This is a genomic window from Zhongshania marina (assembly GCF_002915595.1).
In the GTDB taxonomy this organism is placed as follows: Bacteria; Pseudomonadota; Gammaproteobacteria; order Pseudomonadales; family Spongiibacteraceae; genus Spongiibacter; species Spongiibacter marinus_B.
Genome location: NZ_PQGG01000021.1, coordinates 1 through 14,199, shown reverse-complemented (window position 1 = coordinate 14,199; position 14,199 = coordinate 1). Strand labels below are relative to the sequence as shown.

Below are 14,199 nucleotides of genomic sequence, written 5' to 3'. Positions count from 1 at the left end.
AGCAAGATGCGCGGCGAACGACTGTCGATCACCGCTTGAAAGATTAGCTTATACGTTTGACGAAGTCCGCTTTGGCGGCGACAAATTCACGTGTCATTCGATCGATAAGCTCCGCTGTGCTAACGACCTCCTTTACCGCGGCAATACCTTGTCCGCAACCCCAAATATCCTTCCATGTATTCAAGGCTTGACCGTTTTCGCTGGCATCAAGAGATTTTTCTGGATTGCGTTTTAAATTCTGTGGATCTAGGCCTGCGCGCTTGATTGATCCAATCAGAAAGTTAGCAGATGCACCGCTAAAAGCGTCTGAGTTAATAATATCCTGTGCGCTACTTTCAACAATCATCTCCTTATACTCGTCGATGACATTGGCTTCGCTGGTCGCGATAAATGGCGATCCGATATAGGCTAAATCTGCACCCGTTGCGAGTGCGGCAAGTATATTTTGTCCGGTAGCGATACAGCCAGATAGCGCAAGTGGACCATCCCACCATTCACGAATTTCCGAAACCAAAGCAAAGGGTGAGGTGCTACCGGTGTGGCCACCCGCGCCTGCAGCGACAGCGATAAGGCCGTCTACACCGCCGTCGACGGCCTTTTTGGCTTGGCGGTTAGAGATAACATCGTTAAACACAATTCCGCCATATGAGTGCACAACCTCGCAGATTTGCGGGGCAACATAGAGACTGATAATCACGATGGGTACTTTGTATTTAGCGATTATGTCTAGGTCGCCCATTAGTCGGTCGTTGGTCGGGTGTGATATTTGGTTAATGGCGAATGGGGCGGAAGGGCTCTCTGGGTTTGCGGCATCGTATTCAGTGAGCGCGGTTTGAATTTGTAGTATCCAGTCTTCTAGCTGACTCTGCGGTCTGGCATTTAAGGCGGGTAATGAGCCGATAACACCGGCTTTACACTGTTCAATAACTTGTTCTGGCGTAGAAGCAATAAACATCGGCGCGGCCATTACCGGTAGGCGGAGATGTTTAGTCATAAATTCGGGTAGCGACATAGTAATTGGCTCCTCTGTATTTTAGTGAGTTAAATAGAGCGGCTGATTAAGTCTTTCATGATTTCGGATGTGCCGCCGTAAATGCGCATGACTCGCGCGTCGCGCCACAGCCGTGCAATTTCGTACTCTTCAATATAGCCATAGCCGCCAAACATCTGCAGGCAGTTATCGACCACTTCGCAGCGCAATTCACTGTGCCAAAGTTTCGCAGAAGCCGCCTCGGTAGTGGTGAGTTCTTTGTCAACGAGGGCTTGAATGCAGGCGTCTAAATGCGCCCAACCAACTTGAAGTTTGGCCTTCATATCTGCCAACACAAAACGGGTATTTTGAAAATCGATAACGGCTTTGCCGAAGGCTTTGCGTTCCTTGACGTAGTCTACGGCTAGATCATAAGCGTGCTGGGCTGCGGCTTGGCAGGAGATGGCAATTGACATGCGCTCCTGCGGAAGCTCCTTCATCATGTATATAAAGCCTGAACCTTGTTCGCCCAACATATTTTCGGTGGGGACAAATAGGTCTTCAAAAAATAATTCTGCGGTGTCTGAAGATCTATTTCCTACCTTGTTGAGTTTATTGCCTTTGATAAAGCCTTTTTCATTACAAGCAACAACAAAGAGTGAGATCGCTTTAGCGCCGCTATCGTCACCGACGCGGGCGGCAATAACCGCAACATCGGCGTTAATGCCATTAGTGATAAAGGTTTTAGAGCCGTTTAATATAAATCCACCATCGACGGGGGTGGATTTAGTTCGCACGGCCTTTAAGTCGCTGCCGGTGCTGGGCTCACTCATGCAGATTGCGCCAATTGCCTCACCGCTTGCCATTTTAGGTAGCCAGTGGCTTTTAACAGTTTCGCTACCGTAGTTGTGAATGTAGTGGGCAACGATGTCATTGTGCACGCCGAAAGCGGGGCCGGTGGTGCCCGCTAGTGCGGTTTCTTCAAGCAGAATGGCATTAAATTTAAAGTCTAATCCGCCCCCGCCGTAGGCTTCGGGAATATCGGGTAGTAGCATGCCATTGTCGCCACAGGCCTTCCAAAATTCTCGGCTGACCAAACCCTTGGTTTCCCATTCTTCTACAAACGGCACCAATTCTTTTGCGTACATTTTTTTGACGCTTTCTCGAAAAAGGTCGTGATCTTCGCTATATAGCGTGCGCTTTGGCATAGATATTCCTCATGTATTGTTGCGGTATTCATTGGCGCGGCGAATCTAGGGTTTAGAGATTCGCAAAAGACAGGCATTCCGTCTAATGATATTATTTCTGTATTATTCATTATTGGAATACCCTGTGAATCCGACAAAATTGAAACATGTGGTGGCGGTGGATCGCAGTGGTTCGTTTACTGCGGCATCAAAAGCAATTCATATTACCCAGTCTGCATTAACTAAAAGTGTTGCTGAAATAGAGGCGGAGGCGGGTTTTGCCTTGTTCGAGCGCCATGCCAAAGGGGTGTATGCCACTGCGCAGGGGCGGGCCTTTATCGATAGGGCTGCGCGCATTGTTGCCGACTTAGAGCAATTAAGTGCCGATACCAAATCGGGACGGCAGTTGAGTGGTTCGCGCCTGCGGGTCGGAGTGTGTCCACCATCGTTGGTGTCCCTGCTTAATATGGCCTTGCCTAAAATACTAAGTCAATTTCCGGAGCTGCGTATCGAACAAACCGCAGGTTGGATTGAGCAAAGTATCCAGCATTTAAAAAATCGTGATATTGATTTATTGGTCGGGCCTGCGCCCGCGATTCGTCAGCAAAATCAATTTACTGTGCATACGCTAGAACCATTTGGGATTTGCTTCTTTGTGCGCAAGGGCCACCCGCTGTGTGATAAGCCAAGGCCAAAAATAGCTGATTTAAATCGCTATCCCATGGCGCTTGCAGATAAGAGCGTGGCGACGCCGGAGTTGATGCAGGAGTTATTCGGACAGCCGGAAATTCCGGCAAGTCAGCAGCTACATATCATTGGTCACTTTGCTTCTGCCTGTAAGATTGTGCAAGCCTCGGACACGATAGGAACCGTTGGTGCAAGTTACAGAAAGAATATGCAATTCTTAGAGAATTTTACAATTTTAAAGGTGGCGACGACGCCAATACCACTTGCTATTGCCTATCATTCAAAGTGGTTGCCGAGCCCGCCGATGGCTGCTTTGGTAGATATATTGGAGTCCGAGCCGCATTGGGCAGATACAGCTCGGAAATAACACACTCTAACTGGCTTAGCTAATATTGCGTTCAGTGCGGTGTTTGTCGATATAGCGCTCGCGAACAATTAAATATACTGGAAAGGTAAACGACACACCGATATAAGAAAGTGCGACAAAAAACCAGCCCCACTTCATGCCCATTCCAATGCGGTGGGTGTCAAAGACTACCCATATCATGAACACTGCCCAGGCAATCATCATGTCGATGCTTAAAAAGGCTGCGGTTCCACCTTCAGCAATGGCATCACCGAAAAATGCGACAGGGTTTAGGATATTGCCGCCGTTCGCCATCCAATCAAAAGCGTGGGGCCACGTTAATAGCATGGCGATTATGCCCAACAGTAAAAATACAGCATGTTTAATATTTTGCGCGGTCATAGCTAGTTTCCTTTTTGATTATTGTTCAGCGTATAAAAACATTAACTACTAAAACGGGCCCTGCATTTATTTAATACAAGCTTCCCATTAGACGTGGCATTAAATAGCCATTCATTTTCACTCTGTTGCCAGAATTCAAATTCAATACTGTTTCCAGGCAAAACTGGAAAGGTAAATTGCGCACTTAATTCCTTCAGTGCAGAGGCGGGTTGTTTTGCTGCTTGGCAAACGGCCCAGCCTGCAATTGCGTAGCTGCAGTAGCCGTGTAATATAGGCTGTGAGAAGCCCGCTTGGGTGGCAACGTCGGGGTCAATATGCAAAGGGTTCCAATCGCCAGAGAGGCGATAAATGATGGCCTGTCCTGGCGTGGTTTCTTGGCTTAGACGCACATCAGCTTGTCGATCAGGCATGGTCACCTGATTGTCTTTTGGCAGTGTGGCACCGCCAAAGCCGCCGTCGGCGCGGAGCATTAGGGTCTGCTCCAAAGTGCAGTAGCAAACCTCGGTTTCGGCATCATAAATGGAACGCTTGACGACGATGACGGCACCTTTCTCCGCCCCACGATCGTAGACTTCACTGATTTCTGCTTTACCTATCACTTTGCCAGCCGAGGGCAGAGGGTGATGAAAAATCGCGTTTTGGCCGCTGTGAACAAGTTTATTCCACGTAATACCTGTCGCTGGATTTTTCACCCACATGCCTAAAGTCGCCATAGTGACGGCCATGGTAGGTAATGTTTTTAAGTTTTGCTCATAAACATAATTCAGCTCGTCGCGATTTAAAGGGTCGCGGCCTAAGCCCACACCCAGCGCATACAGAATGCTATCGCGTTCGTTGTAGCTATGCTCAACGTCATCAAATTGCCAGTTAAGCAGAGTGTTGGAATCAATTGCCATACTATGTTTTGTCCTTAAACCTAAACTGGATCCCAAGTGAATACATCACCGGATTTATGCAAGGGATAAAAATCGTTTTCAAACATCGGTAAAACTCGATCGATAACGGTTTCGGGTGTCCAGCCTTCGCCGCTGTGTGCGGTGCGAATAGGGCGGCTTTGCGAGAACAAATAAATTTCATTGTTGCGCACGCCAAATACCTGCCCGGTAACATGCTTGGCTTGATCTGAACACATGGCTACTGCAAAGGGCGCTAGGCGCTCAGGTACTAGTTTCATTAAGCCTTCGACACGTTTTTTCTGTTCCGGTGTTTCATTTGGAATAGAGCTTACCATCCGCGTCCACGCAAACGGTGCAACGGCATTAGAGCGTACACCGAAACGCTGCATATCTAGAGCTATGGCTTTAGACATACCAACAATACCCAGCTTAGCGGCACAGTAATTTGCCTGTCCGAAATTACCAATCAAACCCGAGGTTGATGTCATGTGTAAAAAGGCACCGCCGGCCTGCTCTTTAAAGTAAGGTGCGGCGGCACGGCTCATATTGAAGGTGCCTTTAAGGTGCACATTAATAACGGCGTCGAAATCGTCCTCTGTCATTTTATGAAAAATAACATCGCGCAAATTGCCCGCATTGTTAATAACGGCGTCAATGCTGCCAAAGGTTTTAACTGTGGTTTCGATCATGCTGTGAGCGGCATCCCAATTACCGACGCTGTCGGTAAGTGCGATGGCTTTGCCGCCCATTGCCTCGATTTCTTTTACCACTTCATGGGCAGGGCTGTCGCCAGTGCTATCGCCTTGTAGTGATACGCCTAAGTCGTTAACGGCAACATTGGCACCAGCTTCCGCTGCGGCAAGTGCGATGGCGCGGCCAACACCACGACCACCGCCTGTTACTAAAACTGTTTTTCTTGTCAGCATACTCATAATTAATAACTCTTTGGCAGACCGAGAACTTTCTCAGCGATGAAGCAGCTAATTAGCTGTTCGGTGATGGGTGCAATACGGGTCACAGTGACTTCGCGCAGTAAACGCTCGACATGATATTCCTTAGCGTAACCCATGCCGCCGTGTGTGAGTACAGCTTGGAAACATGCATCGTAGCCGGCGCGGGCACCTAGGAATTTTGCGGTGTTTGCCTCTGCGCCGCAGGGCTGATTATTGTCGTATAACCAGGCTGCTTTCATGGCAGTGTTAAAGGCCGCTTCCAAGTACATCCAGTTTTCTGCAAGCGGGTGTTGAATGCTTTGATTTTTACCAATTTGGCGTCCGAATACTTCGCGCTCTTTTGCATATTGAGTGGCTCGACGCAGGGCGTCTTGGCCAATGCCTATAGCTTCAACAGCAATAAGAATACGCTCGGGGTTCAGGCTGTGTAGGATGTAGGAAAAGCCTTTGCCTTCTTCGCCAATGAGGTCTTCGTCGGGTACAAATAGGCCATCGATAAAGGTCGAGTTGGAGTCAACACATTTACGGCCCATTTTAGGGATGCGTGTTACTTCAATCTTGCTGCGGTCCATATCGGTATAGAAAATCGAGATGCCGTCGGTGGGCTTTTTGCAGTCTTCAATTTTGGTGGTGCGCGCTAGCAACATAATTTTGTTGGCGACTTGACCGGTAGAGGTCCACACCTTTTGACCGTTAACGATATAGCCACCCTCTACCTTTTGAGCAAAGGTGGTGATTTGGGTGGTGTTTAAACCCGCGTTCGGCTCGGTGAAACCGAAGCAGCACTGGTCCTCGCCAGATACCAAGCGTGGAATCCAGCGTTGCTTTTGCTCGTGGCTGGCTTTAACCACAATTGGGTGTGGTCCAAATAAATTTATATGTACTGCTGACGTTGCCGCCATGCCGCCGCCGTGGCTGGCGATTTCGTGCATCATGATTGCCGCTTCAGTTACACCCAAGCCAGAACCGCCGTATTCTTCTGGCATGGTAATACCAAGCCAGCCGGCATCGGCCATAGCACGGTGGTATTCCCTAGGGAATTCGCCGTCTTCGTCGCGCTCTAGCCAGTAGTCGGCATCGAATTTTTTCATTACCGCCGCAACGCCTTCGCGTAAGGCTTGGTGGTCTTCTGAGATTGAGAAATCCATGTGTATTACCCTCTGCTATAACGCTCAGTGCGCTTTTTGTGCACACCGAATATTTTTGGTGATTACTGGATATTAAATGCTTCTGCTAGTGATAAAATGCGCTCAGCCTGAACCTGATGGGGGCGGTCTAACATTTTGCCGTTTAAGCCGACGGTGCCCTTGCCTGGGTTTTCTGCAAAGGCTGCAATAACCGCTTTGGCGTGAGCAATGTCTGCCGCCGATGGGCTAAAGCATTCGTTAATAATGTCCACTTGGTTTGGGTGGATGGCGATCTTGCCAAGAAAGCCTTCACGTCGTGCGGCGAGAGAATTCGCGCGCAAGCCGTCAGGATTTTTAAAGTCTGTGTAAACCGTGTCTATGGCTTGAATTTCACCGGCACTGGCGGCTGCCAAGCATAGCGATCTTGCCATTTGATAGGTGAATGACAGTGCGCCATCTTCGTCGGTATTGGCAGACGCGCCGAGCGCGGCGGATAGATCTTCCGCGCCCCAAAGTACACCGCTTAAACGCGGGCGTTCAGCATTGCCGTAACTGGCGGCATTGAGGAAGCCTTTGCCGGTCTCGGTCATTACCGACAGAATTTTTACGGTGCCGCTGGCTAAACCTTCTTTACGTTCGAGTGCTGCGAGGTAGGCACTAACGGTGTCGATGTCAGCTGCGCTATCAGGTTTTGGCACCATCACGCCAGCTAATCCATCGCAGGTAATCGCGGCAAGGTCAGACAGGCAATCGTCAGTGCAAACTGGGTTGACTCTAACCCATAGTCTGCCCGGCATAGTGGGGCCAATGTTTTGTAAAACATTGCGTACCATTGTGCGTGCTGTCGGTCTATTTTCGGCAACAACAGCGTCTTCTAAATCTAGAATAATAGCGTCTGCATTGGTCGCAATCGCTTTTTCAATTTTGCGATCCGAGTCGCCAGGTGCAAATAAAAATGAACGGTAAATCATGCGCAGCTCCAGTCTTAGTTTAGGGGCTTTTTCATCATCAGGGCTTTGCGAATGGCAACGCATACTGCTGCACCGTGCTGATTAATACCTTTATGTTCAAAGGTCACAATACCTTGCGTTGGACGAGATTTACTTTCACGTATTTCTAAAACGGTGGTTTCACAGCGAATGGTATCGCCGGCAAATACCGGTGCAGGGTACGTAACTTCGCCAAAACCTAGATTGCCGATGGTGGTTCCCACTGTAGTGTCTTGTACGCTCAGGCCAATAATTAAACCTAAGGTGAATACACTGTTCATCAGCGGTTTGCCGAATTCAGTTTTCGATGCGTAGTCGTGATCAATATGAATAGGTGCTGAGTTATAAGTTAACGACGAAAACAGCATATTGTCGGACTCTAATACCGTGCGACGAATTTCGTGTTTAAACACTTGCCCAATCGAAAACTCTTCTAGATATAAACCAGCCATTGCTACCTCGTTACTTCTATGTGGAAATTACATTAATCCAATAAGCCGAATAGACCTACCGCAGATACGCTATTGCTGGGTGATCCGCCGAGGTTGTGGGTTAAGCCAAGTCGTACATTGTCGCGCTGGCGGTTGCCGGCTCGGCCCTGTAACTGCAGGTACATTTCATAAACCATACGCAGGCCGGTGGCGCCAACGGGGTGGCCAAAGCATTTTAGGCCGCCGTCAATTTGCACTGGGATTTTGCCGTCGGCGTCAAACTTGCCGTCAAGAATATCCTTAACAGCACCGCCATCTTTAGATAAACCTAGGTCTTCCATCGTTACTAATTCTGTAACCGAGAAGCAGTCGTGCACTTCGGCAAGGCTGATTTCCTGCTCTGGATTTTTTACCCCAGCTTCAGCATATGCGCGCTTTGCCGCTTCGCGGGTGTTGACCACATAGCTGCCGTCCCAGCCGTCGGCACTGCTTTCCCAGCCGTTGCTTGCAGAAATTTGAATAGACTTCACTACAACGGGATTATTTTTACCCAGCGTTGCAGCAATTTCTGGGGTGGTGACAATGGCGCAGGCGGCGCCGTCACTTACGCCGCAGCAGTCAAACAGACCGAGTGGATCAGAGATCATCGGCGCGTTTAAAATAGTGTCGATGTCTACTGCTTTGCGCAGATGGGCTTTTTCATTGCGGGCGCCGTTTTGGTGGCTTTTCCACGATACATGTGCCATCGCACGCTTAAGTTCGTCTTTGCTAACGCCGTAGCGTGCACGATAAGCACCAGCCAATTGTGCAAAGCCGCCGGGTGCAGAGCCATAGGGCATCCACAAATCGTTAAAGAAACCTTTAGTACGCAGCGGTAGTCCACCGTAGCCGGTGTCTTTTAGCTTTTCTACGCCAACAGCGACGGCAATATCCACTGCACCTGAGGCAACGGCGTAGCTTGCTGCGCGAAGGGCTTCGGTGCCTGTTGCGCACATATTTTCTACCCGAGACACGGGTATGCGCGGAAGGCGTAAACCAAACGCCAGTGGCAGTGCAGAGTTGCCGATATTAACGTCGTCCAGAGCACTACCTAGCCATGCGGCACCAAGATCTTCTCGGCTAATACCAGCATCGCCAAGAGCTTCGTTAAAGGCTTCAGTCATTAATTCTTCGGCGCCAACATCCCAGCGCTCGCCAAATTGACTGCAGCCCATGCCAATGATGGCGACTTTATCTTTAATCCCCGTTGCCATCAGTTTTGCTCTCCGTTATTGCTCTTTACTGGAGCCGCTTTCCAGAAGTAGTGTCGGTAACCGCGCTCGCGATCTATATGTTTAATTCTGAAACGCATCTCTAGTTGATCTCCGACCTCTAAGCCCTCGCTGGGTACGTCGACATACTCCATTGCCACACGGGCGCCGTTTTTAAATTGGACTAAGCCAAAGCAGAAGGGCGGCTGTGGGGTGTAGGTTAAATAGTCGGCTGTATACGACACCACGCTGGCTTGCTCTGATGCAAGGCAGACATCGATATATTGGGCCGGCGTGGCTGCCGCGTTATCTAAGGCCGTTGGGCTCTTTGGAAACTGCACGGCGCCTGACTCGGAAATTTTTCCGCCGGTAAAACTGGTGATGTCACGCTGGTAGCGGGCGTGTACGCTTAAGGCGGTTTTGTCTACCCGTTCTGCACGTGGGCCGCAGTCGATGTCGAATAAGCCCCGTGAATTAATGAACGGCATATAACTACCCGCACTGCCACCCTGTAGTTGGGCGTCGGCAGAGGCATGGGTAGCTAAAGATTCAACTTTAAATATTAGTGCATCGCAGCCATTGCCAAAGCTGGCTACAAGAATAGTGTCGCCGACTTTGGCGCGCTCAAGGGCAAGGGCTAAACCAAACAGCGGATGGCTGCTGCCTAGATCGCCGGCATTAGCTACAATTTCTTGAGTGAGTAGGGTGGCGTTTAATCCCAGCTCTTTTGCTAAGGCTTTTTCGCAGCCTGGTGAGGGATCTGGCAGCACAGCCCAAGTGATGTCTGCTGCGTTTACTCCTGCCTTCTCAATGGCTTTGCGAATCGTTGGCGTGGCAATACCGCTGAGCAATTGCTCTTTTATCCAGCGCTCTTCCCCTTGGTAAGGGTGAAAACCTGTGGCGGTATAAAAATCGGGACAGTCTTCATTGCGACTGTGCCAGCCAAGACATTGTGCCTGCGGTGAAGCATTTGATACCAAAACGGCTGCGCCTGCATCGCCCCAAACGATCTCTGCCCAGCTGCCCGGCTTGGCGATGCGTTTCTCTCCACTTAGCAGTAGGGTGTTGCTGTCGCTGCGTAGGGCTTGAATAAGTGCGCTGGTGGCTGCGCGTCGGCTGGTTGCGGCGTCACTAGTGATGACGTCGTCTGCAAGGCCTAGTGCCGTCGCTGCGATCGTAGCGGAGCTGCGATCAATATAGGGGTGAGAGGTTGAGGCAAACACGCATTGATCTATGTCTACACCGCTGCTTAAAAGTGCGCGGGATGACTCAACGGCCATCGTTATTGCGTCTTCGTCCCACGCTGCTGCGCTGCGTTGCCCACGGGATTTCCCTTTTAGCGCGCTAATCGCCCAAGCGTGCGCTTTGGCGATTTCTGAGCGCGCAATACGGGCCTGAGGGAGATATGTGCCAGCTACCGTTATTCCGTTCATATATGTTCGTATTTTGCCCTGTGATTTTGATAAAAGGATAGCATGCGTACTTTACTGTTGCAAACATGTATGTATACTTACGTTCTAAATGTTTGATGTTTTTTGCTGTTGTATAAAACTTGCTCAAAACGCGAGTGGGCGGCTAAAAACTAGGTTCATACGAAATTTTTATTTTGACGAATAGGTAGCGCTGATCGGATGGAAAACATACAACTTGAAATCGATAGTCGCGGGATTGCTTTGGCTGTTTTTGATATGCCCGGGCGACCATTTAATGTTTTTTCAGAAGCGATGATGGCGGATTTAAGTAGCCTAATTGATACCGTTGAAAGTAGCGGCGATAAAATTAAGGGCTTGGTGATTACCTCAGGTAAAAGCGCGTTTGTAGCTGGTGCAGATTTGGCGATGATCCAAGATTTTGGTGCTATGCGCTTCAGTGCGAACAAAACTGAAATGCGTCAACGCTATAGCTATTTAGGCGCTTTGTTTCGCCGTTTAGAGCGTTTACCCGTGCCTGTTGTTGCAGCAGTGAACGGCTTGGCATTGGGTGGCGGGCTTGAGGTGGCGATGGCCTGTCATGCGCGGGTGTGCGTCGAATCGACGGCGCCTATTTTAGGCTTGCCAGAAATATTGTTAGGGCTGTTGCCGGGCGCAGGCGGAACACAGCGCTTGCCGCGCTATATAGGAATTAAAGAAGCGATCAAGATGCTGTTGGACGGCAACGCAATCAGTCCAGTTAAAGGCTTTGAATTAGGTTTGGTTGATGCGTTGACAGATGCCGACTCACTTGTTGATCGCGCGAAAGATCTCGCTGCGAGTATGGTTGCAGGTGCAAAGTGGGATAAACCTGATTTTGCAGTATCAGCTGAAGACCGTGAATTTATAGAAGCGCTAGGAGCCGAACGTGAAATGCTGGCTTTAACTGCTTGGAATCAGCAGCACGCAGATTTATACCCCGCAGTGGGTGCAATTATGAGCTGCGTTAAAGACGGCTTTTTACTGGATATCGATGCGGGTAGTGATGTTGAGTGGGACATATTTGTTGATCTCATGAGCGACCCTATTGCTTCAAACATGGTGACGAGCTGCTTCTTAAATAAAACAGCAGCATCTAAGCATGCTAAACGTCGAGCGGGTGTCGAGGCTGAATTACCCAAGGCGGTGTCTTGGCTGTCAGCGGTGGAGGCACCTGCTCACCTTAAAAAGCGTGTGGAGTTAGTTGAAGAGTCTGCGGCAGATTTGGTCTTTGCAGATCAGCAAGGGAGTTTCGCCGATAAAACTGTCGTGCTGCGCAATGTCGTTAAGGGTGACCTACTTGCTGGTACTGGCGCTGAAATTCATTTCTGCGGAGAGTTATCTGAGTTTGTTGAGCTGCTTGGGCCAGCGGCGGATAAAACACGGGCGGCGGCCTTAAGTTTGTTGGCGACTTTGGGCATTTCTGCGGTTCTTGTTGATGGGCCGCGCGGCTCACTGCAGGTCATGACGACGGCTTTGGCAGAGTACATTGAAACGACGGCATTAAATGCCGAGCAGCTTAGTCGTGCGGCAAGTTCGGTTGAACTGGGTGCGAGCTTAATGGCGATGGGGATTGATGTAGATAGCCACGCAGGTAATACCGGTGTGGAGGATCGCAGCCACGGTTTGAATATGTTGGCAGTTGTTGGTCTTGCTGCGCTAAAAGCATTAGAGGCGAGATTTGCAGATTCGCTTTCTAGCCATGTCGACGCTATTGAGGGGGCGGATTTGCTAGCAATTTATGCGCTGAATTATCCCAAGTGGACGGGCGGTCCGCTGTCGTTTTTGGCTATGCTGCAGAGAAAAGAAATTGATCCAGCGCTGTTAAGTGACGAGCTTCAAAGCGCTGTTGCAAATCTGCAGTGGCGTTTAAAAGATGAGCGTGGATATTGCGCCTTAGCTCTAAGCAATTAGGCTTAGATTAGTTTTACGTTCGCTGGTGCGGTGTGCTTTATTAATATTGTTGCCAAGCGTATTTTATGTTTAAGTATTAAAGTGATGAATGGTGGTGCCTAATGATTGAAAGAACGCTTTTTAGCGAAGAACATGAAATTTTCCGCGAGTCGGTAAAGAAGTTTATCGAAAAGGAAATCGCCCCCTATCACGAGCAGTGGGAGAAGGACGGTATTGTTCCCCGTGAGCTTTGGTTAAAGGCCGGTGAAGCGGGTATTTTGTGCTGCACGATTCCAGAGGAATATGGCGGCTTTGGTGCAGATTACCTTTATGACGCTATTGTGTTTGAAGAGTTATTCCGCTCCGGCTACTCAGGTCCTGGTTTCTTAATTCACGCGGATCTGGTGGCAACCTATATTCACAAGTTCGGCACTGAAGATCAAAAGAAGCGCATTCTGCCTAAGATGGTAAGCGGTGAGTGGATTGGTTCCTTAGGGATGACTGAGCCTCACGCCGGTAGTGACCTTAAAAACATCCGCACCAAAGCAGTTAAGGATGGTGACGACTACGTTATTAATGGCCAAAAAGTATTTATTTCAAACGGCCAAATGTGTGACGTGTTGGTATTGGCGACGAAAACGGATCAAGAAGCCGGCGCGAATGGTGTAACGCTCTTTATTGTTGAGGGTGACCGAGAAGGTTTTATCCGAGGTCAAAACCTCGATAAATTGGGCATGAAGGCACAGGATACTTCTGAGCTATTCTTCCAAGATGTTCGCGTTCCAGCAACAAATATGCTGGGTGAAGAGGGCAAGGGTTTCAAGATAATGATGCACCAGTTGGCCCAAGAGCGTTTGGCGCAAACGATCCGCAGTGCCACGGTAACGGAAACTGTTATTGAGTGGACTGCTGAGTATGTGGCGCAGCGCGAAGCCTTTGGGCAAACCATTGCCGATTTCCAAAATACCCAGTTTAAGCTGGCTGAGCTTAAGGCCGAGGCCGTTGTTGGTCGTGTATTTACCGATAAATGTATTGAACTGTTTATGGAAGGTAAGTTGGATTCCGTAACGGCGGCAATCGCAAAAATGCAGTTGAGCAATCTGCACTGCAAAGCAGTGGATGAGTGTTTGCAGCTATTTGGTGGCTGGGGTTATATGTGGGAATACCCAATATGCCGCGCCTATGCCGATGCCCGTATTGTTAAAATAGCGGGTGGTTCTATAGAGGTTATGAAAACGATTATCGCGAAAGATATTTTCAAGAAATACAAGTAGTTAGTGTAATGTGTAGTAGCTCAGACTTGATCTGACAGTTACCCGTTTTTTACTGGTGTCTGCCAGTTTAGATCTGAGCTAAATTCTTCTCAGCCCAGATCGTTTTACCATCAAGTAAAGTTGCCATTGGCGTTCTGCCGCAGCACATCTTGCCCTGATGAGTTCGCTCATTGTTGTAATATTTAATCCATTCGTCCAGATCTTTTTGTAGCTCGTTAATATCGGCATACAGTTTCTTGCGGAAGGTGATCTGATAGAACTCTTGCAGAATGGTCTTGTGGAAGCGCTCGCAGATCCCATTGGTTTGCGGATGCATTGCTTTCGTCTTCGTATGATCAATGTCATT

14 protein-coding genes are annotated in these 14,199 nt (G+C 49.1%); 3 read left to right on the top strand and 11 right to left on the bottom strand.

Features of this window, described 5'->3' with window-relative positions:
* Window positions 1–43: 43 nt before the first annotated feature.
* Window positions 44–1,012 (bottom strand): NAD(P)H-dependent flavin oxidoreductase, encoded by a 969-nt coding sequence (locus tag C0068_RS09555; protein ID WP_103684276.1) that lies wholly within the window; start codon window positions 1,010–1,012, stop codon window positions 44–46.
* 29 nt (window positions 1,013–1,041) lie between these two features.
* Window positions 1,042–2,178: an acyl-CoA dehydrogenase family protein gene (locus C0068_RS09550; RefSeq protein ID WP_103684275.1), complete on the bottom strand. Its 1,137-nt coding sequence runs from the start codon at window positions 2,176–2,178 to the stop codon at window positions 1,042–1,044.
* Between the two features lie 124 nt (window positions 2,179–2,302).
* On the opposite strand from C0068_RS09550, the gene C0068_RS09545 reads away from it, so the two are divergent.
* The gene (locus C0068_RS09545; protein ID WP_158249963.1) at window positions 2,303–3,211 is read left to right on the top strand and encodes a LysR family transcriptional regulator; all 909 of its coding nucleotides are present in this window, start codon (window positions 2,303–2,305) and stop codon (window positions 3,209–3,211) included.
* 15 nt (window positions 3,212–3,226) lie between these two features.
* On the opposite strand, the gene C0068_RS09540 is transcribed toward C0068_RS09545, so the two are convergent.
* From C0068_RS09540 to C0068_RS09505, 8 genes are all read right to left on the bottom strand, one after another.
* Window positions 3,227–3,592 carry a DUF2834 domain-containing protein gene (locus tag C0068_RS09540; protein WP_103684273.1) on the bottom strand — a complete coding sequence of 122 codons (366 nt, stop codon included), beginning with the start codon at window positions 3,590–3,592 and terminating at the stop codon, window positions 3,227–3,229.
* Between the two features lie 41 nt (window positions 3,593–3,633).
* Window positions 3,634–4,488, bottom strand: a complete 855-nt coding sequence (locus tag C0068_RS09535; protein ID WP_103684272.1) for a MaoC/PaaZ C-terminal domain-containing protein — start codon at window positions 4,486–4,488, stop codon at window positions 3,634–3,636.
* Between the two features lie 20 nt (window positions 4,489–4,508).
* On the bottom strand, window positions 4,509–5,420 hold the full coding sequence (locus C0068_RS09530; RefSeq protein WP_233208787.1) for an SDR family NAD(P)-dependent oxidoreductase: 912 nt from the start codon (window positions 5,418–5,420) through the stop codon (window positions 4,509–4,511).
* Between the two features lie 2 nt (window positions 5,421–5,422).
* Complete coding sequence (locus tag C0068_RS09525) at window positions 5,423–6,589, bottom strand: acyl-CoA dehydrogenase family protein (protein WP_103684270.1); 1,167 nt, start codon at window positions 6,587–6,589, stop codon at window positions 5,423–5,425.
* 62 nt (window positions 6,590–6,651) lie between these two features.
* Window positions 6,652–7,539, bottom strand: a complete 888-nt coding sequence (locus C0068_RS09520; RefSeq protein ID WP_103684269.1) for an HpcH/HpaI aldolase/citrate lyase family protein — start codon at window positions 7,537–7,539, stop codon at window positions 6,652–6,654.
* 14 nt (window positions 7,540–7,553) lie between these two features.
* A complete protein-coding gene (locus tag C0068_RS09515) occupies window positions 7,554–8,009 on the bottom strand; it encodes a MaoC family dehydratase (RefSeq protein WP_103684268.1) in 456 nt (151 codons plus the stop codon).
* A gap of 32 nt (window positions 8,010–8,041) precedes the next feature.
* Window positions 8,042–9,241, bottom strand: a complete 1,200-nt coding sequence (locus tag C0068_RS09510; RefSeq protein ID WP_103684267.1) for an acetyl-CoA acetyltransferase — start codon at window positions 9,239–9,241, stop codon at window positions 8,042–8,044.
* Window positions 9,241–10,671: a 3-oxoacyl-[acyl-carrier-protein] synthase III C-terminal domain-containing protein gene (locus C0068_RS09505; protein WP_103684266.1), complete on the bottom strand. Its 1,431-nt coding sequence runs from the start codon at window positions 10,669–10,671 to the stop codon at window positions 9,241–9,243. Before C0068_RS09505 ends, C0068_RS09510 begins: the two co-directional genes overlap by 1 nt.
* A 198-nt stretch (window positions 10,672–10,869) precedes the next feature.
* Between C0068_RS09505 and C0068_RS09500 the strand changes: the two genes are divergently transcribed.
* Together C0068_RS09500 and C0068_RS09495 are read left to right on the top strand one after the other, a co-directional pair.
* The gene (locus C0068_RS09500) at window positions 10,870–12,600 is read left to right on the top strand and encodes an enoyl-CoA hydratase-related protein (protein ID WP_103684265.1); all 1,731 of its coding nucleotides are present in this window, start codon (window positions 10,870–10,872) and stop codon (window positions 12,598–12,600) included.
* Window positions 12,601–12,701: 101 nt separating this feature from the next.
* Window positions 12,702–13,853 carry an acyl-CoA dehydrogenase family protein gene (locus tag C0068_RS09495; protein WP_103684264.1) on the top strand — a complete coding sequence of 384 codons (1,152 nt, stop codon included), beginning with the start codon at window positions 12,702–12,704 and terminating at the stop codon, window positions 13,851–13,853.
* 67 nt (window positions 13,854–13,920) lie between these two features.
* Here the strand turns inward: C0068_RS09495 and C0068_RS09490 are convergent.
* Window positions 13,921–14,199 (bottom strand): integrase core domain-containing protein (locus tag C0068_RS09490; protein WP_146047867.1); only part of this gene is annotated, 279 nt, incomplete at its 5' end.